Below are 20,697 nucleotides of genomic sequence, written 5' to 3'. Positions count from 1 at the left end.
CGCAATTGCTACTAGACGGCGCATCCGTTAGAGGCAAGGCAATCGCCGTGCAGAGGAGCGCATGAAGACTGAACGTTTGACACCGTCCCGGCGCGCGCCGTGGCGCGCTTTCGCCATGACCGCGCGCTGCCTGACGGCGTTGGCGGGCGGCTATGCCGCTGCATCCGGGCTGGCTTCGCTGCTGGCGCGATCGCTGCCGATCGCGCGGGTGGAGGCGACCGCCTGGGGCATGATCCTCTCCTTCCTGATCTATGCGCTGCTGGCGCTGTGGGCCTTCCATGAATCGCGACTGCTGCGTGTTGCGGCGGTCATCTGGGGCAGCGCGCTGATCTCGGTCGCGCTGCTCTGGCTGATGGGACCACGGCCATGAGCAAGGCGAAGGAGGCGGACGGCGCGCGGGGCCTGCGCCAGTCGATGGCGTGGATTCACACCTGGCTGGGGCTGCTGGCGGGCTGGATATTGTTCGCCATGTTCCTGACCGGCACGGCCAGCTATTTCCGGCCGGAAATCACCCGCTGGATGCAGCCCGAACTGCGATTGGCACCGGTGACGCCCCGGCAAGCGGCGGAAAGCGCGGTCGCGCATATGCAGGCGACATCGCCCGACGATGAACAATGGTATATCTACCTGCCCGACGATCGCACGGTGGAAACCCGCATCTTCGCGCTCGCCCGCCCCAATCCCGATCCCAAGGCACCACCAGCGCCGCGTCGCCCGGAAATCCGCCTCGACCCGACCAGCGGCGAAGCCGTGACGGCGCGGGAAACGCGCGGGGGCGAGCATTTCTATCGCTTCCATTTCCAGCTTCAATTGCCCCATCCCTGGGGACGCTGGCTGGCGGGGCTTTGCGCCATCTTCATGCTGGCGGCGATCATTTCGGGCGTGGTGACGCACAAGCGTTTCTTCGCGGACTTCTTCATGCTGCGCTGGAACAAGGGGCAGCGTAGCTGGCTCGACGCGCATAATGTCTCGGCGGTGCTGGCGCTGCCCTTCCATGCGATGATCACCTATACCGGGCTGATCACATTGGTCGTGATGTACATGCCCTGGCCCGCAGTCGCCAATTACGCCAAGCCCACCGGTTTTTTTGCCGAAGCCTATGGCCGCGATGCCGATGATCCGGCGTCGGGCCGCGCCGTACCGCTCGCACCGATCGGACCGATGGTGGACGCCGCCGCGCGCGAATGGCAGGGCGGCCGTCCCCGCACGATCGTCATCCGCAATCCCAATGATGCCGCCGCGACGGTGACGATCCTGCGCAGCAGCGCCGATCAGCTCAACGCACGCGGGGCCTCCATCACTTACTCGGGAGCGACCGGCCGGAAGTTGTCGGCCTCGCCTGCGCCGGGCGCGGCGATCGCGACGGCCGGGGTGATGCTGGGGCTTCATCTGGGCAATTTTGCCGGGCCAGTGCTGCGCTGGATCTATTTCCTGCTCGGCCTGACCGGCGCGGCGATGGTCGGCACCGGCCTGCTGCTCTGGACCGCCAAGCGGCGCAAGCCGGGAGCCAGGCCCTTCTTCGGCTTCCGTCTGGTAGAGCGGCTGAACATCAGCGCCATCGCCTGTCTCCCGGTCGGCATGGCGGCCTTCCTGCTGGCCAACCGGCTGATCCCGGCCGACCTGCCGGGGCGCGAGGTGCTGGAGGTGAAGGCGATGTACTGGACCTGGTTCGGGCTGGCGGCATTGATGCTGCTGCGCCCGGTCCGCCACGCCTGGCCGGAGGCGCTGACGCTGTCGGCCGCTGCTTTCCTGTCGCTGCCGCTGGTCAATAGCGTGACCACCGATCGCGGCCTGTTCGCCAGCCTGCGCAGCGGCGACACGCTGTTCTTGTCGTTCGATGCGGCCATGATCGCGATCGGCGCGCTGCTGGCCTTTGGTGCCTGGCGCGCCACGCGGGTCAAGGCGGCGCCGGTGCGCAAGCGGCGGGTGATGACCCCGCCGCCGACCCCCTTGGCACCCGTCGCGCGGGAGACTGTCGATGTCGCTTGAAACCGGCCTGATCGGCTATGCCGCGCTCGCCAGTCTGGCGCTGGCTGTGAAGAAGTACCGGCCGTCGCCACCTTTGCCGATGCTACCCTCGCCTTCGGTGGCACGCTGGTCCGGCTGGATGCTGCTGGGGCTGGCGGCGATCGTGGCTGTGTTGCGCTTTGGCGCGGGGCTGGGCGTGGTCGCCTGGATCGGCCAGCTATGCATCAGTGGCGCGGCGTTGGTGCTGCTGATGTCCTGGCGACCACGTCTTGCTTATGGATTGGCCGTACCGGTCGCGGCCATTGGCCTGTTGTTGACGGCGACCTGACGGGGAAGCCGCTATCAAACCCATCGACCTCAATCTGCTTGTGACGCTCAGCATCCTGCTCCAGACTCGCAGCGTCAGCCGTGCGGCGCAGCGCCTGGGCCTCAGCCAGCCGACCGTCAGCCGTGCGCTGGGCCAGTTACGCCAGTTGCTGGCCGACCCGCTGCTGGTGCGGTCCGGATCGGGTATGATGCTGACGCGGCGTGGCGTGGAACTGGCCAAGCCGCTGGAAGACTGGCTGTCGATGACCACGACGATGCTGGCGCCACCCGAATTTGCGCCGGCGATGCTGGATCGCAGTTTCCGGATCGCCGCGACCGACTATGGCGTCTTGTCGGTCCTGTCCCCGGCGTTGCCCGCGATCGGCGCGGCGGCGGCGGGGTGCCGGATCGATGTGTCGGCCTTTTCGCAGGACATGTTCCGTCGGCTCGCTTCGGGCGAGCTTGATCTCATCATCTATGGCTTCGAACCCGATCTGTCGGTCACGCACGCGCGGCATCTGTTCCACGAAACCCAGTCGCTGATCGTGCGGCCCGATCATCCATTGGCTGCGCGCAAAGCGGTCACACTGGACGACTATTTCGCCTGGCCGCATGTCGCCATCAGCGTTGGCGATCCGGACGTCGACCATGTCCAGTCCTGCCTGGGCGATCGCGCGGCGGAGCGGCGCGTGGTGGCGAAGCTGCCCTATTTCTATGCCGCGCCGGACCTGATCGGCTCCAGCGATGTCATCCTGACCATGCCCAGTCGCGCGGCGCAGCGCTTCGCCCACGCGCATGGCTTTGCCTGTCTGCCCGCCCCGGACGAAGTGGCCGGATTCGACTATTGGCTGCTTTGGCATGAACGCAGCGCGCGTGATCCAGCGACCGCCTGGCTGATTGACATACTGGCGGCGGGGAACTGATCGGGCGCACCTGCCCTTGACAGCAGGGCTTCCCACTGGAACGGAGGGTTCGTGACCGGTTCTGCCCCCTCCCTGCGCCTTACGCCGCCCCGTGCCCCGCGCCAGCAGCGTAGCCAGGCCTCGTTCGAACGGATGATCGCGGCGGCCGAGGAATTGCTGCGCGAACGCGGCAATGACGATTTCACGCTTCAGGAAGTCGGCAAGCGCGGCAAGGTGTCGATCGGCTCCATCTATTGCCGGTTCGATAGCAAGGATGATCTGATCCGCGCCGTTCAGGCGCGCGTGCTGGAGGCTGTGGAGGTCGATCAGCGCGCCGTGATCGCGCGGGCGGAAGCAGAGGCGAAAAATCTGCGCCAGTTGGTGGCTTTGCTGGTCGAAGGGATTGCCGACACGCTGCGCCATCATGCAGAACTGATGCGGCCGATGATGCTGCGCGCCACAACCGATCCCATCGTCTCGGCTGCCGGCAAGAAAAGCTATGGCGAATTGTCCGATCTGGTCCACAATGTGATGCTGGCCCATCGGGACGAAATCCTGCAGCCGGACCCGGAACGGGCGGTGCATTCGACCTTCCGTATCCTCTATGCCGCGATCGCCCGCTATCTGGGCTTCGGATCGGCGACCGGCGCCGCCTGGGAAGGCGGTTGGGACGAACTGAAGCAGGATCTGGGCAAGATGTGCGCTGCCTTCCTGCTCTCCGCCGAGTAAATTCTCCTCAATCCTCCTCGTCGATCAGGATGCGGACGGCGGCGCCATCCGCGTCCTCGAACTGGCCATTGCGCAGCGCCCAGAAAAAGGCGCCAAGCCCCAGCAGGCCAAGGCTGAGCGCAATCGGGATCAGGATAGCGACGCCGGTCATCGTGCAGCGCCCTTCAGCCGCAGCGCATTGGCGACGACGATCAGCGAACTGCTCGACATGGCGAGGGCGGCGACCAGCGGCGTGACCTGGCCGAGGATCGCCAGCGGCACGGCAAAGACATTATAGCCGATCGCCAGCGCAAAATTCTGCTTCACCACCCGCACGGTGCGTCGCGCCGCCCGCACCGCCATCGGCACCGGGGCCAGCCAGTCGCCCAGGATTACGGCGTCGGCGGCCAACTGGCTGGCGTCGCTGGCGGAGGCCGGGGCCATACTGGCATGGCCTGCCGCCAGCGCCGGTCCGTCATTCAGGCCGTCACCCACCATTAGCACGCGGTGCCCCGCTGCTTTCAGTCGGCCGATCAGCGCCAGCTTGTCCTGCGGGCGCAGATGGCCGATCGCGGTCGTGCCGGTGGCGCGGGATATCGCCTCCAGCGCTTCGGGCCGGTCGCCGCTGGCGATCAGGGTTGTCACGCCCATGGTGTTGAGGTCGGCCAGCGTCTCGACCGCATCGGGGCGCGGGGAATCTGCGAAGCGTAGCAGCGTCGCAGTCGGGCCACGCCGATATTCACTGGCCAGATCGAACAGGCTGATCAGGCTACGAGGGCGACCCAGCGAAACGGCCTCGTCGCCGAAGTGACCGCTCATGCCCTCGCCTGCCTGTTCGCGGATATCTTCCAGCGGGGCGGGCATCACACCCTCCGTCTCCAGCGCCTGCCGCAGCGCGACGCTCAGCGGATGGCGGCTTCCGCGCGCTAGCGCCAGCACTATGGCCTTGTCCTGCGGCTCCAGCCGGTCGAGGCCATGTGGGGTAGGGCGGCCCAGCGTCAGCGTGCCGGTCTTGTCGAACACGGCTTCGTCCACTTCGGCCAGCCGTTCCAGCGCCGACCCGTCCTTCACCAGCACGCCGCGCTTCATCAATGCGCCGCATGCCACGATCTGCGCCGCTGGCACCGCCAGCCCCAGCGCGCAGGGGCAGGTGATCAGCAGCACCGCGACCGCGATCAGCAGCGCCTGATGCACACCTGCGCCCGCGATCATCCACCCAGCGAAGGATAGGGCGGCCAGCAGATGGACGCAGGGCGCATAGAGCCGCGCCGCCCGGTCGGCGATCCGCACATAGCGGGACTTGCCCTGTGCCGCTTCCTCCATCAGCCGGGCGATGTCGGCGATCACCGTATCGACGCCGGCGGCTGTGACCTCCACGACGATCGGCCCGTCGACATTGAGGGCGCCGGCCTGGACATGGTCGCCAGGCCCCACACGCACCGGCGCGCTCTCCCCGGTCAGGAAGGCGATATCCAGACCGCTATTGCCATCGATTACGCGCCCGTCGGCGGCCAGTCGTTCCCCGGCGGCGGCCAGCATATGCATCCCCGGCCGCAGGGCATCGGCGCGCACCCACTGGCTAACGCCCTGCGCATCCAGCACCATGGCGCCCGGCGCAGTCTGCTTCAGCAGGGCGGCGACACCGGCTCGTGCCCGCCCGCGCATCATGCTGTCCAGGCACCGGCCCGCCAGCAGGAAGAAGAGCAGCATCACCGCCCCGTCGAACCAGGCATGATGGCCGCCGGTCAGCGTTTCATACAGGCTCATCCCCGTCGTCAGCAGCACCCCGATGCTGATCGGGACATCCATATTGGTGCGCCCCTGTCGCAGGGCGGCAAAGGCGGAGCGGAAGAAAGGCTGGCCCGCATAAGCGACCGTCGGCAGGGCAATGAGGGCGGACAGCCAGTGGAACATCTGCCGCGTGGCGCCGTCCGCGCCGGACCAGATCGACACCGACAGCAGCATGATGTTCATCGCGGCAAAGCCAGACACCGCCAACGCCCGGATGAGCGCACGATTTTCGTCGGCGGCGACATCCACGCCGGGGTCGGCCAGGGGTTCGGCATCGAAGCCGATCGCGGCGATTGCGGCTTTCAGTTCCGGCGGGCTTAGCGCGGGATCGTGGCGGATGGCGACGCGCTTTGCGGTCATGTTGACCCGCGCGCCCTCAATCCCTGCCACTTTGGCCAGGCCATTTTCGATCTTGGCGATGCAACCCGCACAGTGCAGCGTGGGCACCGCAAACAGGCTTTCGATGCTGTCCGGGGCAGGGGCCTCGGCCAAGACAGGCTGGGTCGCCATCAGAAGACCTCCCGCAACAGATGCTGCGCACCATGGTTGATATCGGCGCGCAACTGCCAGCGCCCGGCGGGCAAAGCGCGGTCGCCGACATAATGGCCGGGTGCGGTTTCGTGGAAGGTGATGGCGATGTCGAGCGCGCGGCCCAGCGGATGTTCTGCGACGGCCGTAATGCGAGCCTCGTGGATCGGTTTGCCTGCGTTGTCGGTCAGCGCCAGCGTGACATGGCGTGCGGGGTCCAGTGCCACATCATCCTTCCAGCCGAGGCGATCCTGCGCCCGTGCCTGCGCCAGATACTGGTTGAACTTCTGGCTCTCGACATAGCTGTTATCGACTACGGTGCCGCCGAAGGAGCGGATCGCGACCGTCGCCATCAGAACATTGACGGCGATCACCACGGCAAAGAAGGCGGCCAATATACCGGTCATATGCCAGCCGGTGAAGCGACGGATCGGACGGGTCTGCATGTCTTACGGCCTTTCGAAACGGGCGGGTTCGCGCTCGCCGCCGCCTTCGCGATCGGTGGCGCGGACGGTGAAGGCGAAGTCCTGCCGCTGCGGTCCGGGCGCCGGGGCGGCGATGAAGAGGCGCAGCTTGGCCACGCTGTCGGCGGGAACGGTGGCGATGACGGTCGTTGCCGCCTGTTCGCGCGGCATGGCGTCGGTCCACAGCATCGCGCCGGGCAGGCCCTCGACAGCGACCGTCACGGGGCGGGGGCGCGCCTCCATATTGCGGACCTTGACCATATAGGCGTTGCGGATCGCGCCATCGGACAGCCGAACGAAGATGGGGTTGCGATCCTGCTGCGCGGCGATGTCGATCCGGGTGCGCGCGCCCAGTGCGAACAGCATCGCCGCGCCGATCGACAGCCATACCGCCGCATAGGCCAATGTGCGGGGACGCAGCAGCGTCTTGAGGACGGGCCGGGGGGCAGCGCCTTGCTTTTCCGCCTCCGCATCCTCCTGCGTGCAATAGTCGATCAGGCCACGGGGACGCCCGACCTGCGCCATCACCTTGTCGCAAGCGTCGATACACAGCGCACAGGTGATGCAGCCGACCTGCGCCCCGTCGCGAATATCGATGCCGGTGGGGCAGACCGCGACGCACTGGTTGCAGTCGATGCAGTCGCCGAACAGGTCGGGGTTGGCCTGCGCCTTCTTGACACTGCCGCGTTGTTCGCCGCGCCAGTCCTTGTAGGTGACGACCAGTGATTTCTCGTCCAGCATGGCGGTCTGGATGCGCGGCCAGGGGCACATATAGATGCACACCTGTTCCCGCATGAAGCCGCCCAGCAGCAGGGTCGTGGCGGTCAGCACGGCCACGGTGGCATAGGCGACCGGCGCGGCGCTGCCTGCCCAGAAATCATGGCTGAGCGCGGGCGCATCGGCGAAATAGAAGATCCATGCACCGCCGGTGGCGAAGGCGATGGCTAGCCAGACGCCCCATTTGGCGAAGCGGCGTGTGATCTTGGTCGCGCTCCAAGGTGCTTTCGCCAGCCTTATCTGTGCGTTTCGATCACCATCGATGAAGCGTTCGACATGCTGGTACAGGTCGGTCCACACCGTTTGCGGGCAGGCATAGCCGCACCAGGCCCGGCCCACCGCAGACGTCACCAGAAACAGCCCGATCCCCGCCATGATGAGCAGGCCCGCGACATAATAGAATTCATGCGGCCATATCTCGATCGCGAACATGTAGAAGCGCCGGTGCGCCAGATCGACCAATACCGCCTGATCGGGTGCGTAAGGCCCGCGATCCCACCTTATCCACGGCGTGCCCCAATAGATGGCCAGCGTCACCGCCATGATCGCCCATTTCAGGCGGCGATAGAAACCATCGACCGCCTTGGGATAGACGCCCTTGCGCTTCTCATAGAGGTCGCTCGACCCGGACGGCATCAGCATCCCCTCCTCCCCGGTACGGGGAGGAGGCAGCGCGCAGCGCTGACGGAGGGAGCGGGCAAGCTGACGCATCCGTGGCGTCTGGGGGCATACCCCCTCCACCACCGCTTCGCGGCGGTCCCCCTCCCCGTGCCGGGGAGGAATGCCTCACTGCGCCGCATTGCCCGCTTCCGCTGGCGTAGCCTCACCCCCGCCCAGGCTGTGGACATAGGTCGCCAGCATGCGGATGGTCGCCTTGTCCAGCTTGTCGTCCCAGCGCGGCATCACGCCCTGACGGCTGTTCCACACCGTCTCGTGGATCGTGTCCGCGTCGCCGCCATAGAGCCAGATGCCGTCGGTCAGGTTGGGTGCGCCCAGCGCCCGCGTGCCTTTTCCATCCGGGCCATGGCAGACCGCGCAATTGTCGGCGAAGACCCGTGCCCCGCGCTGCGAGGCCGCACTGGCCTTGTCCTGTCGGCTGATGACGCGGACATGGGCGACCACATCATTGACCTGCGCGCCGGTCAGCAACTGGTCGCGGCCGAAGGCGGGCATCATCGACACACGGGTTGCATCATGGTTTGGGTTGCGCACGCCGTCGGTGATCGTCTTTTCGATCGTCGCCAGATCGCCGCCCCACAGCCAGTCATCGTCATTGAGGTTGGGATAGCCCTTCGCCCCCGCCGCGCCGGAACCATGGCACTGGACGCAATGGACCTTGAACGCGGCGCGGCCGCCCTCGACCGCCGCCTGCATCAGTTGCGGCTTGCCAGGCAGGTCGGTGATCGCCGTGTCGGCGATCACCCGGCGCAGTGGCGCGATTTCCGCCTCCCGCGCGGCCAGTTCCTTTGCCAGCGCCCCCCGGCTCGACCAGCCCATGAGCCCGCGCGTATAATCATGCAGCATCGGGATCGCCGGATAGGCAATCACATAGCCGATCGCGAAAAGGATGGTCGCGTAGAAGGTCCACAGCCACCAGCGCGGCAGCGGCGTGTCCAGTTCGGCAATGCCGTCCCACTCATGGCCCTTGAGCTGCGTGCCGGTGGCGGCGTCGATTTTCTTGTCCTGTCCGTCAGCCATGGTCGGCCTCCGTATGGTCATTCTTGAAGATCATCGTGGCGGCGTCGCGGCTGTGCCGACGGCCACGGGGCAGGAAGTGCCAGCCGACCAGGATGATGTAGCTCACCCCCATGAAGACCAGCCCCCAGCTATCGGCGAAGTGGCGCAAGGCGTCGTAGCTCATCGCGGTTCCTCCTGGGGCTTGGCCGCATCGACATCGACCAGCGTCCCGATCATCTGGAGGTAGGCGACCAGCGCATCCATCTCGGTCAGCTTGGCGGGATTGCCGTCGAAATCGCGCTGCTGCGCCTTGGGATAGCGTTTGAGCAGGTCGGCCGCGTCGGCATTGGGATCGGCCTGCGCCTTCAGGTCGTCATTGGCCTTGGCCACATCCGCCTTGCTGTACGGCACGCCCACTCGCGTCAGCGCGGTCAGGTCGCCGCGCATGTCGCCGCTGTTCAGTTCCCGTTCGGCGAGGAAGGGATAGGTCGGCATGATGGACTCCGGCACCACGGCGCGCGGGTCTTTCAAATGCTGGACATGCCATTCGTCCGAATAGCGGCCGCCGACGCGGGCGAGGTCCGGCCCGGTGCGCTTCGATCCCCATTGGAACGGATGATCGTACATGCTCTCCGCCGCCAGGCTGTAATGGCCATAGCGTTCCGTCTCGTCGCGGAAGGGGCGGATCATCTGGCTGTGGCAGTTGTAGCAGCCCTCGCGGATATAGATGTTCCGGCCCGCCAGTTCGAGCGGGGTATAGGGGCGCACCCCCTCCACCTTCTCGATCGTATTGTCGATCCAGAAGAGCGGCGCGATTTCCACGATGCCGCCGATGGCGACGACGATGAGGGAGGCGATGCCCAGCAGCGAGATATTCCGCTCCAGCTTGCCATGGTCGAAGAATTTGGAAGCCATGATGGCGTCTCCTTATGCAGGCTGGGCAGCGATGAGCGGCTTGTCGGCGGTCGGATCATAGGCCGCGTCGCGCATCGGCTTTTCATCGCGCAGCGGTTTGCCCGCGATGGTCATGCCGATGTTCCAGGCCATGATGATCGCGCCCGCCAGATACATCAGGCCGCCCGCCGCGCGGATCAGATACATGGGCAGCATCGCGCTCACGACTTCGGAGAAGCTGTAGACCAGATAGCCGTCGGCCCCATATTCGCGCCACATCAGCCCCTGCATGATGCCCGCGACCCACATGGCGGCGGCGTAGAGAACGATCCCCAGCGTCGCGAGCCAGAAGTGCCAGTTGACGAGGCGCAGCGAGTAGAGCCGTTCCCGCTTCCACAGGCGCGGCGTCAGATAATAGAGGCAGGCGAAGGTGATGAGCCCGTTCCAGCCCAGCGCGCCGCTATGCACATGGCCGATCGTCCAGTCGGTATAGTGGGACAGACTGTTGACCGCCTTCACCGACATCACCGGCCCTTCGAAGGTGCTCATGCCATAGAAGGCCAGCGCCATCACCATCATGCGGATGATCGGATCGGTGCGGATCTTGTCCCAGGCGCCGTTCAGCGTCATCAGGCCGTTGATCATCCCGCCCCAGCTCGGCATCCACAGCATGATCGAGAAGACCATGCCCAGCGTCTGCGCCCAGTCGGGCAGGGCGGTGTAATGGAGGTGATGCGGCCCTGCCCAGATATAGAGGAAGATCAGCGACCAGAAATGGATGATCGACAGGCGATAGCTGTAGACCGGCCGTTCCGCCTGTTTGGGCACGAAATAATACATCATGGCCAGGAAGCCGGCGGTCAGGAAGAAGCCCACCGCATTATGGCCGTACCACCACTGCGTCAGCGCATCCTGCACGCCGGCAAAGGCGCTGTAGCTTTTGGAACCCAGCAGGCTGACCGGCATCGACAGGTTGTTGACGATATGCAGCATCGCAATCGTCAGGATGAAGGCGAGGTAGAACCAGTTAGCCACATAGATATGCGGCTCGCTGCGCTTGATGACGGTGCCGCCAAAGACGATCAGGTAGCAGACCCAGACGATCGTCAGCCACAGATCGACATACCATTCCGGCTCGGCATATTCCTTGCCCTCGGTAATGCCCAGCAGATAGCCGGTCGCGGCCAGCACGATGAAAAGCTGGTAGCCCCAGAAGACGAAGTCGGCGAGTTTCGGGGCGAACAGCCGGGCGCGGCAGGTGCGCTGCACGACGTAGAAGCTGGTGGAGAGCAGCGCATTGCCGCCAAAGGCGAAGATCACCGCCGATGTGTGCAGCGGGCGCAGGCGGCCGAAGCTGGTATATTCCAGGCCCAGATTGAGCGCCGGGAAGGCAAGCTGCAAGGCGATATAGAGGCCTGCAAGGAACCCTGCGAGGCCCCAGAAGACGGTCGCGATCACGCCCCAGCGGATCACATCGTCATAATATCGGCCCTGATCGGCGGGCATCTTCAGAAGGCCCCGCGCAAAGCCGGCATAATCGGCGCTGCGCATGGCATAGACGGCCAGCCCCAGCGCCACCGCGCTTACGATCCCCATATGGACGGCAAAGCCGCCGTCCCGCGCCGCCAGCATCGCCGCAAAGGCGATCAGCGCCAGCGCGAACCAGCCGCCCGTCCGCAAAACCAGTCTGTCCATCGACCTGTCCCCGCAAAAGGCTTTTGCGGCGTCCTTGGCGCGGACGCCGCCCTTATGCCTCGACCTCTGTCAAAAGCGGGGCGGCGGGTCTTTACGGGATAGTGCGTAGAGGGGGGTGAGGAGGGAGCGGACGGTTCAAATCTATTACACCGTCATCCCCGCAAAGGCGGGGATTCATCTCTCGCCTTTTCGCCTTGATGAGAGGTTGGGAGATGGGTTCCCGCCTACGCGGGAATGACGATGAACCGAAAGGCAATTCCGAAGGTCACCCCGCCTCTGCCAAAGCCTCCAGCGCGCCTGTATCCACCAGTCGCACGCCGCGCCGACCGACCAGATCGATCACGCCCTCGCGCTTCATCTCGGTCATTTGCCGGGACACGGTTTCGATCGTGATGCCCAGCACATCGGCGATCTGCTGGCGCGACAGGGGCAAGTCTATCACCCCGTCCGCGTCGGCGCGGAGCCGTCGACCCATGTCGAGCAGGAAGGTCGCGACTTTCTCCCGCGCGGTCTTGCGGCCGAGCAGCAACATCCAGTCGCGCGTGCGATCCAGATCATCCAGCGTCCGCTGAAGCAGCCGATGCTGCAATTCTCCATGCCGCATCGCAAAGCCGTCAAAGGCCCCGCGTGGAAACAGGCAGAGCCGCGCGTCGGTCAACGCCGTCACGCTGTGCGGCGTGCGCGCGCCGAACGGGCGGCCGATGAAATCCGACGCATAGACCACGCCGACAATCTGTTCGCGCCCGTCGCCGGTGGAGGTGGCGAGCTTCAGCGTCCCTTCGATCACATTGGCGACGACGGTGCTGTCGTCGCCTTCCCACATCACCGTCTGTCCGGCATGCAGCGCCACCCGCCGCCCGATCCGGCTCAGCGCCTCCCGGTCGGCATCGGACAGGTCCGCGCAAATGGCATGGTCGCGCACGACGCAGTTGTCGCAGGATTGTCCGCCACAGGTGCGGGCCATCGGGGCGGCGACGCCATTTTGCGCCATGTCAAATCGCATATCCATGACCGCTGCATGGCGTTGCGGCAGGCCGCGACCTATCCGTAAATATGCGTAAGAGGCGCGCGGTCGGGGAAGGCAGAATAGGAATGCGGCCGCTTAACTTCGCACATTTCCTGCAAGTTTCGACATTTCAGAACAGATGTTGGAAATTTTGTTACCCGAGAGCCGCGGCGGAATATGGGATATTTATAGGATAGGTGGTGGCGGTAGGACAGGTGCGGAGGGGCGGCTTTGGGTGGTTTGGGGACGGTCCGGTTTAGAGGAGATAATCGACCATACCGGGCGCTGCGCGAAGACAAATCATTCGGCAATAATCACTCAATTGCGGTCACTGCGGGGCAGGCAGGCCGCGTATCTCTCGCCAGTATTCGTCACGCACATCGGCATCCACTTCGATTGGCATCGTGCTGCTCGGGTAGAGCCGATCAGCACCATCTTTTCGCGGCCCCGAAATCCAGTACTCCTCACCCGTGGCCACGTCGAAGTAGTTAGACTTCAATCCGCCACCGCCGCCAAGCCGTTGAAACGTGCGTTCTTGGTAATGAACAGACTGACCCGATTGCGAGATCGTGACGCGACCAATCCGAGCGGGACCGTTCAAACCGCCCGATTTATCCTCAATATACATGATCCGAGTTCGTCTAGCGTTCATTGCAAGGCCTCCGCAGCCAACGATAGCAAAGGCGATGGCCAACCGGAATGGCTACTTTCCACCAGATTTTGCTATTCGGCGTTCGATCTGCCATCTTAATGAGCGGCGGGTTTCGGGGATGCCGATGGCGAGGATCGAGTGACTGACTTTGGTCGCTACCCGCCTGTCGCCTCCGCGCCATCCCCGGCATGGAAGGCAATCCGCAGCGCTTCGGCCAGGCTCTTTACTTCCAGCTTCTGCATCAGGTTGGCGCGGTGGATTTCCACCGTGCGCGGGCTGATCCCCAGATCATAGGCGATGCTCTTGTTGGGCAGGCCTTCGACGAGGCCGTCCAGAACGTCGCGCTCCCTGTCGGTCAGAACATTGAGTCGCGCCTGCGCCTCCTGCGCCCGTGCGCTCGCCCCGCGCGCGGCGATCGATTGCTTGCGCGCCGCTTCGATACAGGCAAGCAGCGATTGCTTGTCGAACGGCTTTTCGATGAAGTCGCTGGCCCCGGCCTTCATCGCTGCCACCGCCATGTCCACATCGCCATGGCCGGTCATGATCACGACCGGCAGCATGACGCCGCGCGCGCGCAATTCGCGCTGCACCTCCAGCCCGTCCATGTCGGGCATGCGCACGTCCAGCAGCACGCAGCCCTGCGGCAGGTCGGCTGCCTCCTTCAGGAAGGGCAGGCCGCCGTCGAACAGGGTGACGGCAAAGCCGCTGGTCTTGAGCAGGAAGGACAGGGACCGGCGGATCGCCTCGTCATCGTCCACGACATAGATGGGATAGGTGTCGCTCATTCTTCGTCCGCGCGGTCCAGGGTGAAATGAAAGGCGGTCCCGCCCCAGGGGGAGGGGGTTGCCCAGATGCGGCCGCCATGGCCTTCGATAATCGTCTGGCTGATCGACAGGCCCACGCCCATGCCGGTCGCCTTGCTGGTGGTGAAAGGAGTGAAGAGCGTGCGCGACATGTCGGAGCTGAGGCCCGGCCCGGAATCGGCGACCACCACCTCCACTTTACCATCCTCCGTCGGCATGGCGGTCAGGCGCAATATGCGGACCGGGCGGCCCTCCATCGCTTCGACCGCATTCTTGACCAGATTGATGATCACCTGCTGCAACTGCACCCGGTTGACCAGCACCTTGTCCACGATACGGTCGACCTGCACGTCCATGTCGATGCCGCGGCTGTCGGTGCCGATGAAGGCCAGCGCGGCCCCTTCGGCCAGCAAAGCGCGCATCGGTTCGGGCTGGCGCACGGTTTCGCCGCGCTTGATGAATTCGCGCAGCGACCGGATGATTTCGCCCGCGCGCAGCGCCTGCCGCGCGCTTTCATCCATCGCCTCGTCCAGCATCTCGCGGTCCACATCCCCCGGCATGGCCAGCAGGTCGCGCCCCGCCTCCATATAATTGGCGATCGCGGTCAGCGGCTGGTTCAGCTCATGCGCCAGTGCCGACGCCAGCGTGCCCATCGCCGTCACCCGGCTGGCATGGGCGAGTTCGGATTGCAGGTCGGCGACGCGCCGTTCGGCCTGTTGCCGTTCGGTAAGGTCGCGGATGAAGCCGGTGAACAGCCGCTGACCCTGATCCTGTACTTCGCCCACCGACAATTCGATGGGGAAGGTGGAGCCGTCCCGCCGCCGGGCGCTGGTCAGGCGACCGACGCCGATGATCCGTTTTTCGCCGGTTGTGCGATAATGGTCGATATAGCCATCATGCCGTTCCCGGTCGGGGGAGGGCATCAGCATCGAGATATTCTCGCCCAGCACGTCGCTTTCGGCATATTGGAACATGCGCTGCGCCGCCGCGCTGAACGACACGATCCGGCCGCGCAGGTCGATCACGATCAGAGCATCGGGCACCGTCGCCAGGATCGATCCCAGCAGCGCCTGCTCCAGACTATGCGCATCCGTAAGTGCGTCGCTGTCATCATCCGCTACCGCCATGCGCCTTCCATGCCGTCCTTTCAGTGCGCCAGCAATAGCGGCACGGGCGCGGTGCGCAGCAGCGAACGGGTGACGCCACCGAAGATCAGTTCGCGCCAGCGGCTATGGCCGAAGGCGCCCATCACGACCCAGTCGGCGCCCAGGGTGGCGATCGCTTCGCGCAGGGCGATCTCCGTCGGCCGGTCGGCGCGGGGCCAACTGTGCAATTGCGCCTTTATGCCATGGCGGGCCAGATATTCCGGCGCATCGATAGCGGGGAAGGGCGTGTCGCGATCCTCCACGGTCACGATGTCGACCGCTTCCGCCAGTTTCAGCAGCGGCACGGCGGCGCGCAGCGCAGCCCCGGCGGGATGCGATCCGTCCCACGCCACCAGCGCGCGGCCGGTGACGGCAAAGTCCTTCGCATCGGGCGGCACGGCCAGCACCGGCGTCCGTCCGCCCAGCGCCAGATCGGCAGCGATCGGCAAGGGGGATTGCACGCTGCTCCGCCCGCCTTCGGGCAGGCTGGCAACGATCAGGTCCGCCAGCTTCGCCGCATCCAGCAGGCCGGGCAGGCTGTCCCCCTCCATCTGGCGCCAGTCCCAGGCGACGTCTTCCTGCACGAAGCGCGCCTCGATCCGGGTGCGGAAGGCCTGATCGATCGCATGGAGTTCCGCCGCGATCACCGGGGAATAGCCCATGCCATCCTGCGCCCCTGCCGCCACCAGTTCAGGCATGGGCGTCACCTGGACGCACTGGACATGGGCGCTACAGGCGCGGGCCAGATCGCAGGCGGCCTGCAACCGGCTTTCGGCGCCCAGATCGTCATGGATATGCAGCAGGATCGTCTTCATGACATGTCTCCATCCGTTCCCGACTGGATTAGGCCTGCCCCCGTAGGACCACCATCAGGGATAGTCCTTATAGCATTTTCGGGCTTGAAACGGGATTCAAACCGGCATGACGTGGACCATGATACGCCTCGAACTCGGCCGCACGCCGGCCTTTCCCAACGGGTCCGCTGCGCGCAGTTATGTCATGCGGCTGCCGCTGGGCGCGGACGGCCAGATCGATGAGCAGGAATATCGCCACCATCCCGAATATGCGACCGTGCGCCGCTTCTGGCCCAACGAGCCGGACCGGCACGGCCATCTGCTGCGCACCGCCGAAGGCTGGGCGCTGTCCTACGCGCCGGAGGAAATGCCGCTGTCGCTGGAAGCCGCGATGATCCGATCGGGCAGCCATTTGACCCTGACTGAACCGGGCGGTCTGCGGCTGCCCTTCGAAGTGAAGGCGCTGGGGAATATCTAGGCCGAGATGAATTCCCCTTGATCCGTTCGTTTCGAGCGAAGTCGAGAAACGCTAAGCACTGCACTATCCGCTTCTCGACTTCGCTCGAAGCGAACGGGAGTTCTTACTCAATCTGACGTTATCCCCGTCCCGGCACACGATTCGGTCGTCATTGTTTCGGAAAAGGAGGCGGCGGCATCCCGGCCGGAATGCCGCCGCTCTGGCCTCACAGCTTGAAGCCGACGCCCACGCCGAAGACGAACGGGTCGAGATGCACGCGGACCTTCTGCACACCGGCCGCCGTGGTCGACAGGCGCGTGGTCGTGTCCATGTCGATATATTTGACGTCGAGATTGAGGAACATCCGGTCATTGATCTGGATGTCGACACCGGCCTGTCCCGCAACGCCGAAGCTGTCGGACATATGCACCTTCGTATCGCCCACCGCGCCTTCCAGCGCACTCGACGCCTTCTCATTATAGAAGATGGTGTAGTTGACGCCCGCGCCGACATAGGGGCGGATATTGCCTTCGGGCAGGAAATGATATTGCGCCGTCAGCGTCGGCGGCAGCACCCAGGTCGATGCCAGCTTGCCCAGCGATCCGGTGGTGCCGGTGCGGCCGCTGGCCGAATGTTTGGTGGTGGCCGCGATCAGTTCGAAGCCGATATGGTCGGTCGCCATATAGGTGAAGTCGACTTCCGGCGTCACCGCATTGTCGACGCTCACCTTCTCGCCGGGAAAGCCGGGCAGGACGCTGCTGCTCTTCTCATTGGGCGCGACCATGATGCCGCGCAGGCGGATCAGCACATCGCCCTGCTTGGCCTGTGCCGGGGTGGCCAGTGCGCCCGCGATCGCGGCGGCGCCCAGCAATATGCCCTTGATATGCATGAGGGGGTCTCCCTTTCCTGTGGTTGATGACCCGCCTCTGCGCCTGACTGCGCGTATCGGCATTGATCGAGCGCAAGCCGCAATTTGACATGGCGCAATGCGTGCGATGCGGCGGCGTGCGATGCGGTCCTGCATGTGGACCTATCATCCCGACCTGCTCGCGCGGCCGGTGCCGCGCTACACCAGCTATCCCACCGCCGCGCAGTTCGGCGACGCTGTCGGCGCGGCCGATCTTGCCAGTCGCCTCGATGCGCTGGCGCAGGACACGGCGCTGTCCCTCTATGTCCACATCCCCTATTGCCATGACATATGCTGGTATTGCGGTTGCAACACCGGCGCGGCGAACAAGGCGCAGCGTCTGAGCGCCTATGTCGACGCGCTGGAGCGGGAAATTGCGATGGTTGCCGCGCGGCTGGGCGGGCGCGGACGGGTGGGGCGCATCGCCTTTGGCGGGGGCAGCCCCAATTCACTGCCGCTGGTCGATTTCATCCGGCTGCTCCAGCATATCACCTTGTGCTTCGAGGCGCATGACGCGCAGATTTCGGTCGAACTGGACCCGCGTCGGCTGGACGCCCAGTGGATCGAGGCGATGGCCGTGATGGGGGTGGATCGGGTCAATCTGGGCGTCCAGACCTTCACGCCGCATGTGCAGGCGCGCATCGGGCGGGTGCAGCCGCTCGACATGGTGGAGCGGGCGGTCGAGGGGTTCGCCCGCGCCGGGGTCGCCACCGGGTTCGACCTGATGTACGGGCTGCCCGGCCAGACGATGGACGATCTGGCGGCCACGCTGGACGCCAGCATCGCCATGGCGCCTGCGCGCATCGCCCTGTTCGGCTATGCCCATATGCCGCGATTGCTGCCGCGCCAGCGCCGGATCGATGCACAGGATCTGCCCGATGTGGCAATGCGGTTCGCGATGGCGGATGCCGGGCATCGGCAACTGCCGGGCGCAGGCTATCAGCCGGTCGGTTTCGATCATTTCGCGCGGCCGGATGACGGGCTGGCTATCGCCGTACGGCATGGACGGCTGCGGCGCAATTTTCAGGGCTTTAATGACGATCCGGCTGATGTGTTGCTGGGCTTCGGGGCGAGCGCGATCAGCCAGTTTCCCGATCTGATCGTCCAGAATGAAAAACGGGCGGGGCCATGGCGCGAACGGATCGAGGCGGGGGAACTGACCGCATCGCGCGGCACGCTTCGCAGCGCGGACGATCGTCGGCGCGGCCGGGTGATCGAGGCGCTGTTGTGCCGCGGCGAAGCACAGGTCGGGGAAGGGCTGGCCATGCCGGACCTGCGCATGTTCGAGCAACGGGGTCTGGTGCATGTCAGTGCCGGGCGGCTGGCACTGACGCCGCAGGCTCTGCCCTATGCCCGCAGCATCGCCGCCTGTTTCGACGCCTATCTCCAGCCGGTCGAGCAGCGGTTCAGCCATGCGGTGTAGCGGGCTGCTGCTGGCGGCGCTGGTCGCCACGACCATCGCGTCCCGTCCCGCTGCATCCGGGGCCATGGTGGCGGGTTTTTGCGGTCAGGCCCCGCCGGGCTGGAAACCGCCCTGGCAGCGCAAGCCTGCTACGCCCACCGCTCCCGATACTGCCTGTCACCTGATGCTGTGCGATCGGCGCAAAGCGGGGGGCAAAGCCGGAGCGGAAAGTCCGGCATAGCTTTTCTGTATTCCCCGCCAGCATTGCTTGCGCGCCGATTCTCTATAGCATCGGTAGATAAGCCGTGCGAGTCGGTCGGGAGGACATATGCAGGACGATCAGATGCAGGATCAGGACGGGCTCTTTGCCCGCTGGCGCACGCGGCTGTCGCAGGCCTTGCTGCGCGACCCCGCCGTCATCCTGCTGGAACGGGATGCGGACGCGCAGGAGCAGGAGGCGGGCCTTTCCGCCCTTTGCGAAACGGCACGCTGACCCCCTTCGCATTTGATGTGCGCGCCCCTACATGGTGGCGGACCCTCATCGCATATTTGCAGGAGATAGAATGGCTACCAATCCCCGCGCGGTAACGCGTGCTGTCGATACGCTTTTCCTTGATCGCTGGTCGCCCCGTGCGTTCGATTCCTCCGCCATTCCGCAGGATGATCTCGACACGATTTTCGATGGCGCACGCTGGGCGCCGTCGGCCTTCAACTATCAGCCCTGGCGCTTCCTCTATGCGCATCGCGACGGTGCGGACTGGCAGCGTTTCCTGAACGTCCTGCTGCCCTTCAACCAGAGCTGGGTGCAGAATGCGGGCGCCATCGTCTTCGTCCTGTCCGACACGCTGATGGCCGCGCCGGGCTCCGAAGATTATAAGCCGTCCTACAGCCACAGCTTCGACGCCGGCGCTGCCTGGGCGCTGCTGGCTTTGCAGGCGACGCGGCTGGGCTATCACACCCATGGCATGACAGGGGTGGATTTCGAAAAGGCGCGCGTCGAACTGGGCGTGCCCGATCGTTTTCGTATCGAAGCCGCCATCGCCATTGGCAAGCAGGGCGACAAGGCCGTGCTGCCCGAAGCATTGCAGGCGCGCGAACTGCCCAGCGATCGCAAGCCGATCGAGAGCTTTGCCTTCGCAGGCAATTTCCCCGCCTGATCCAGCGGCTTGCGGCTGGCGTCCAGATTGGGCAACATGGCAGAAGGGCGTCGTATCGACGGCGCCCTTTTTGCTATCTGGTGCCCTGTCCATGTCTCTGCCCGAAATGATCGCCCAAAGTGCCGTGGCAGCGGTCATCACCAATCCGCGCCTGCCCGACAATCCGATCGTCGAATGCAATGATGCCTTCACCGCGCTGACCGGATTTGAACGGGACGAGATTGTCGGACGCAATTGTCGCTTTCTGGCTGGGGGCGATCCGCCGGGGCCGCAGGCGGACATGATCCGCGCGGCGCTGCGCGAACGCAGGCCGGTGCTGGTCGAACTGCGCAACTATCGCAAGGATGGCACCGCCTTTCGCAACGCTGTGATGATCGCGCCGATCTTTGGCGCGGACGGGTCGCTGGATTATTTCCTGGGATCGCAGATGGCGGTCGAAGGCGACCGGGGAGATGATGCGCGGGCCCGGATCGCGACCCTGACCGATCGACAACGCACCGTGCTGGTCGCCATGACCGCCGGCCGGCTGAACAAGCAGATCGCCTTTGACCTTGGCCTGACGGAACGCACGGTGAAGATGCACCGCGCCGCGATGCTGCGCGCGCTGGATGTGCGCACCGCAGCGGAAGCGATCCGGCTGGCGATCGAGGCGGGGCTGTAGCGG

At 65.2% G+C, this 20,697-nt stretch carries 25 protein-coding genes; 11 read left to right on the top strand and 14 right to left on the bottom strand.

The features are described 5' to 3' along the window. Positions 1-61: 61 nt before the first annotated feature. Genes BMY84_RS06675 through BMY84_RS06655 form a run of 5 tightly spaced genes read left to right on the top strand, consistent with a single transcriptional unit; the run spans position 62 to position 3,905 of the window. The gene (locus BMY84_RS06675) at positions 62-370 is read left to right on the top strand and encodes a hypothetical protein (RefSeq protein WP_093082180.1); all 309 of its coding nucleotides are present in this window, start codon (positions 62-64) and stop codon (positions 368-370) included. Further along, positions 367-1,989 (top strand): PepSY-associated TM helix domain-containing protein, encoded by a 1,623-nt coding sequence (locus BMY84_RS06670; protein WP_093082178.1) that lies wholly within the window; start codon positions 367-369, stop codon positions 1,987-1,989. Before BMY84_RS06675 ends, BMY84_RS06670 begins: the two co-directional genes overlap by 4 nt. Next, complete coding sequence (locus BMY84_RS06665) at positions 1,979-2,296, top strand: DUF3325 domain-containing protein (RefSeq protein WP_093082175.1); 318 nt, start codon at positions 1,979-1,981, stop codon at positions 2,294-2,296. Before BMY84_RS06670 ends, BMY84_RS06665 begins: the two co-directional genes overlap by 11 nt. Before the next feature lie 40 nt (positions 2,297-2,336). After that, positions 2,337-3,197 (top strand): LysR family transcriptional regulator, encoded by an 861-nt coding sequence (locus BMY84_RS06660; RefSeq protein ID WP_256215112.1) that lies wholly within the window; start codon positions 2,337-2,339, stop codon positions 3,195-3,197. 51 nt (positions 3,198-3,248) lie between these two features. Continuing rightward, positions 3,249-3,905 (top strand): TetR/AcrR family transcriptional regulator, encoded by a 657-nt coding sequence (locus BMY84_RS06655; protein WP_143074998.1) that lies wholly within the window; start codon positions 3,249-3,251, stop codon positions 3,903-3,905. A gap of 7 nt (positions 3,906-3,912) precedes the next feature. Here the strand turns inward: BMY84_RS06655 and ccoS are convergent, their stop codons facing one another. The 13 genes from ccoS to BMY84_RS06590 all read right to left on the bottom strand — a co-directional run bounded on the left by ccoS (position 3,913) and on the right by BMY84_RS06590 (position 16,131). Next, on the bottom strand, positions 3,913-4,056 hold the full coding sequence (gene ccoS, locus BMY84_RS06650) for a cbb3-type cytochrome oxidase assembly protein CcoS (protein ID WP_093082168.1): 144 nt from the start codon (positions 4,054-4,056) through the stop codon (positions 3,913-3,915). Further along, on the bottom strand, positions 4,053-6,185 hold the full coding sequence (locus BMY84_RS06645; protein ID WP_093082165.1) for a heavy metal translocating P-type ATPase: 2,133 nt from the start codon (positions 6,183-6,185) through the stop codon (positions 4,053-4,055). Before BMY84_RS06645 ends, ccoS begins: the two co-directional genes overlap by 4 nt. Continuing rightward, positions 6,185-6,649 (bottom strand): FixH family protein, encoded by a 465-nt coding sequence (locus BMY84_RS06640; RefSeq protein ID WP_093082162.1) that lies wholly within the window; start codon positions 6,647-6,649, stop codon positions 6,185-6,187. Before BMY84_RS06640 ends, BMY84_RS06645 begins: the two co-directional genes overlap by 1 nt. Before the next feature lie 3 nt (positions 6,650-6,652). Beyond that, the gene (ccoG, locus tag BMY84_RS06635; RefSeq protein ID WP_093082160.1) at positions 6,653-8,086 is read right to left on the bottom strand and encodes a cytochrome c oxidase accessory protein CcoG; all 1,434 of its coding nucleotides are present in this window, start codon (positions 8,084-8,086) and stop codon (positions 6,653-6,655) included. A 144-nt stretch (positions 8,087-8,230) separates the two neighbouring features. After that, entirely contained in the window at positions 8,231-9,142 is a 912-nt protein-coding gene (gene ccoP, locus BMY84_RS06630) for a cytochrome-c oxidase, cbb3-type subunit III (RefSeq protein WP_093082157.1), read from the bottom strand. After that, entirely contained in the window at positions 9,135-9,305 is a 171-nt protein-coding gene (locus BMY84_RS06625) for a cbb3-type cytochrome c oxidase subunit 3 (RefSeq protein ID WP_093082155.1), read from the bottom strand. Before BMY84_RS06625 ends, ccoP begins: the two co-directional genes overlap by 8 nt. Beyond that, entirely contained in the window at positions 9,302-10,036 is a 735-nt protein-coding gene (ccoO, locus tag BMY84_RS06620; RefSeq protein WP_093082152.1) for a cytochrome-c oxidase, cbb3-type subunit II, read from the bottom strand. The genes BMY84_RS06625 and ccoO overlap by 4 nt, the downstream gene beginning before the upstream one ends. A 12-nt stretch (positions 10,037-10,048) precedes the next feature. Beyond that, on the bottom strand, positions 10,049-11,710 hold the full coding sequence (ccoN, locus tag BMY84_RS06615) for a cytochrome-c oxidase, cbb3-type subunit I (protein ID WP_093082151.1): 1,662 nt from the start codon (positions 11,708-11,710) through the stop codon (positions 10,049-10,051). A gap of 265 nt (positions 11,711-11,975) precedes the next feature. Further along, the gene (locus BMY84_RS06610; RefSeq protein ID WP_093082148.1) at positions 11,976-12,719 is read right to left on the bottom strand and encodes a Crp/Fnr family transcriptional regulator; all 744 of its coding nucleotides are present in this window, start codon (positions 12,717-12,719) and stop codon (positions 11,976-11,978) included. A gap of 325 nt (positions 12,720-13,044) precedes the next feature. Then, a complete protein-coding gene (locus BMY84_RS06605; protein ID WP_202907066.1) occupies positions 13,045-13,344 on the bottom strand; it encodes a 1-deoxy-D-xylulose-5-phosphate synthase in 300 nt (99 codons plus the stop codon). A 179-nt stretch (positions 13,345-13,523) separates the two neighbouring features. Next, positions 13,524-14,153, bottom strand: a complete 630-nt coding sequence (gene fixJ, locus BMY84_RS06600; RefSeq protein ID WP_093082146.1) for a response regulator FixJ — start codon at positions 14,151-14,153, stop codon at positions 13,524-13,526. Then, entirely contained in the window at positions 14,150-15,298 is a 1,149-nt protein-coding gene (locus BMY84_RS06595; RefSeq protein ID WP_093082143.1) for a sensor histidine kinase, read from the bottom strand. The genes fixJ and BMY84_RS06595 overlap by 4 nt, the downstream gene beginning before the upstream one ends. A 20-nt stretch (positions 15,299-15,318) precedes the next feature. After that, positions 15,319-16,131 carry a universal stress protein gene (locus BMY84_RS06590; protein WP_093082141.1) on the bottom strand — a complete coding sequence of 271 codons (813 nt, stop codon included), beginning with the start codon at positions 16,129-16,131 and terminating at the stop codon, positions 15,319-15,321. 106 nt (positions 16,132-16,237) lie between these two features. Between BMY84_RS06590 and BMY84_RS06585 the strand changes: the two genes are divergently transcribed. After that, on the top strand, positions 16,238-16,588 hold the full coding sequence (locus BMY84_RS06585; protein WP_093082138.1) for a hypothetical protein: 351 nt from the start codon (positions 16,238-16,240) through the stop codon (positions 16,586-16,588). Between the two features lie 205 nt (positions 16,589-16,793). Here the strand turns inward: BMY84_RS06585 and BMY84_RS06580 are convergent, their stop codons facing one another. Further along, positions 16,794-17,456 carry an OmpW/AlkL family protein gene (locus tag BMY84_RS06580; protein ID WP_093082135.1) on the bottom strand — a complete coding sequence of 221 codons (663 nt, stop codon included), beginning with the start codon at positions 17,454-17,456 and terminating at the stop codon, positions 16,794-16,796. Between the two features lie 133 nt (positions 17,457-17,589). Here BMY84_RS06580 and hemN point away from each other — a divergent pair, with 133 nt between their 5' ends. The 5 genes from hemN to BMY84_RS06560 all read left to right on the top strand — a co-directional run bounded on the left by hemN (position 17,590) and on the right by BMY84_RS06560 (position 20,694). Then, the gene (hemN, locus tag BMY84_RS06575) at positions 17,590-18,897 is read left to right on the top strand and encodes an oxygen-independent coproporphyrinogen III oxidase (RefSeq protein ID WP_093082721.1); all 1,308 of its coding nucleotides are present in this window, start codon (positions 17,590-17,592) and stop codon (positions 18,895-18,897) included. Further along, complete coding sequence (locus BMY84_RS06570) at positions 18,887-19,117, top strand: hypothetical protein (RefSeq protein ID WP_093082133.1); 231 nt, start codon at positions 18,887-18,889, stop codon at positions 19,115-19,117. The genes hemN and BMY84_RS06570 overlap by 11 nt, the downstream gene beginning before the upstream one ends. Before the next feature lie 87 nt (positions 19,118-19,204). Continuing rightward, complete coding sequence (locus tag BMY84_RS29670; protein ID WP_177203921.1) at positions 19,205-19,369, top strand: hypothetical protein; 165 nt, start codon at positions 19,205-19,207, stop codon at positions 19,367-19,369. 70 nt (positions 19,370-19,439) lie between these two features. Beyond that, positions 19,440-20,033 (top strand): nitroreductase family protein, encoded by a 594-nt coding sequence (locus tag BMY84_RS06565; protein ID WP_093082130.1) that lies wholly within the window; start codon positions 19,440-19,442, stop codon positions 20,031-20,033. A gap of 91 nt (positions 20,034-20,124) precedes the next feature. Then, the gene (locus BMY84_RS06560; protein WP_177203927.1) at positions 20,125-20,694 is read left to right on the top strand and encodes a PAS domain-containing protein; all 570 of its coding nucleotides are present in this window, start codon (positions 20,125-20,127) and stop codon (positions 20,692-20,694) included. The last annotated feature ends 3 nt before the right edge of the window (positions 20,695-20,697 follow it).

It is taken from the genome of Sphingobium sp. AP50, assembly GCF_900109095.1.
Lineage (GTDB): Bacteria > Pseudomonadota > Alphaproteobacteria > Sphingomonadales > Sphingomonadaceae > Sphingobium.
The sequence above is the reverse complement of the archived record's forward strand: the minus strand, read 5'-3'. Positions and strand labels throughout refer to the sequence as shown.

Bases quoted from the DNA above. Each gene is read 5' to 3' on its own strand.
- BMY84_RS06590 (WP_093082141.1), bottom strand. From the start codon at position 16,131: ATGAAGACGATCCTGCTGCATATCCATGACGATCTGGGCGCCGAAAGC.
- hemN (WP_093082721.1), top strand. From the start codon at position 17,590: ATGTGGACCTATCATCCCGACCTGCTCGCGCGGCCGGTGCCGCGCTAC.
- fixJ (WP_093082146.1), bottom strand. From the start codon at position 14,153: ATGAGCGACACCTATCCCATCTATGTCGTGGACGATGACGAGGCGATC.
- BMY84_RS06645 (WP_093082165.1), bottom strand. From the start codon at position 6,185: ATGGCGACCCAGCCTGTCTTGGCCGAGGCCCCTGCCCCGGACAGCATC.
- BMY84_RS06560 (WP_177203927.1), top strand. From the start codon at position 20,125: ATGTCTCTGCCCGAAATGATCGCCCAAAGTGCCGTGGCAGCGGTCATC.
- BMY84_RS06570 (WP_093082133.1), top strand. From the start codon at position 18,887: ATGCGGTGTAGCGGGCTGCTGCTGGCGGCGCTGGTCGCCACGACCATC.
- BMY84_RS06670 (WP_093082178.1), top strand. From the start codon at position 367: ATGAGCAAGGCGAAGGAGGCGGACGGCGCGCGGGGCCTGCGCCAGTCG.
- ccoS (WP_093082168.1), bottom strand. From the start codon at position 4,056: ATGACCGGCGTCGCTATCCTGATCCCGATTGCGCTCAGCCTTGGCCTG.
- BMY84_RS06585 (WP_093082138.1), top strand. From the start codon at position 16,238: ATGACGTGGACCATGATACGCCTCGAACTCGGCCGCACGCCGGCCTTT.
- BMY84_RS06605 (WP_202907066.1), bottom strand. From the start codon at position 13,344: ATGTATATTGAGGATAAATCGGGCGGTTTGAACGGTCCCGCTCGGATT.
- BMY84_RS06625 (WP_093082155.1), bottom strand. From the start codon at position 9,305: ATGAGCTACGACGCCTTGCGCCACTTCGCCGATAGCTGGGGGCTGGTC.
- BMY84_RS06665 (WP_093082175.1), top strand. From the start codon at position 1,979: ATGTCGCTTGAAACCGGCCTGATCGGCTATGCCGCGCTCGCCAGTCTG.
- BMY84_RS06640 (WP_093082162.1), bottom strand. From the start codon at position 6,649: ATGCAGACCCGTCCGATCCGTCGCTTCACCGGCTGGCATATGACCGGT.
- BMY84_RS06580 (WP_093082135.1), bottom strand. From the start codon at position 17,456: ATGCATATCAAGGGCATATTGCTGGGCGCCGCCGCGATCGCGGGCGCA.
- BMY84_RS29670 (WP_177203921.1), top strand. From the start codon at position 19,205: ATGCAGGACGATCAGATGCAGGATCAGGACGGGCTCTTTGCCCGCTGG.
- BMY84_RS06565 (WP_093082130.1), top strand. From the start codon at position 19,440: ATGGCTACCAATCCCCGCGCGGTAACGCGTGCTGTCGATACGCTTTTC.
- ccoN (WP_093082151.1), bottom strand. From the start codon at position 11,710: ATGGACAGACTGGTTTTGCGGACGGGCGGCTGGTTCGCGCTGGCGCTG.
- ccoG (WP_093082160.1), bottom strand. From the start codon at position 8,086: ATGCTGATGCCGTCCGGGTCGAGCGACCTCTATGAGAAGCGCAAGGGC.
- BMY84_RS06595 (WP_093082143.1), bottom strand. From the start codon at position 15,298: ATGGCGGTAGCGGATGATGACAGCGACGCACTTACGGATGCGCATAGT.
- ccoP (WP_093082157.1), bottom strand. From the start codon at position 9,142: ATGGCTGACGGACAGGACAAGAAAATCGACGCCGCCACCGGCACGCAG.
- BMY84_RS06610 (WP_093082148.1), bottom strand. From the start codon at position 12,719: ATGGATATGCGATTTGACATGGCGCAAAATGGCGTCGCCGCCCCGATG.
- ccoO (WP_093082152.1), bottom strand. From the start codon at position 10,036: ATGGCTTCCAAATTCTTCGACCATGGCAAGCTGGAGCGGAATATCTCG.
- BMY84_RS06675 (WP_093082180.1), top strand. From the start codon at position 62: ATGAAGACTGAACGTTTGACACCGTCCCGGCGCGCGCCGTGGCGCGCT.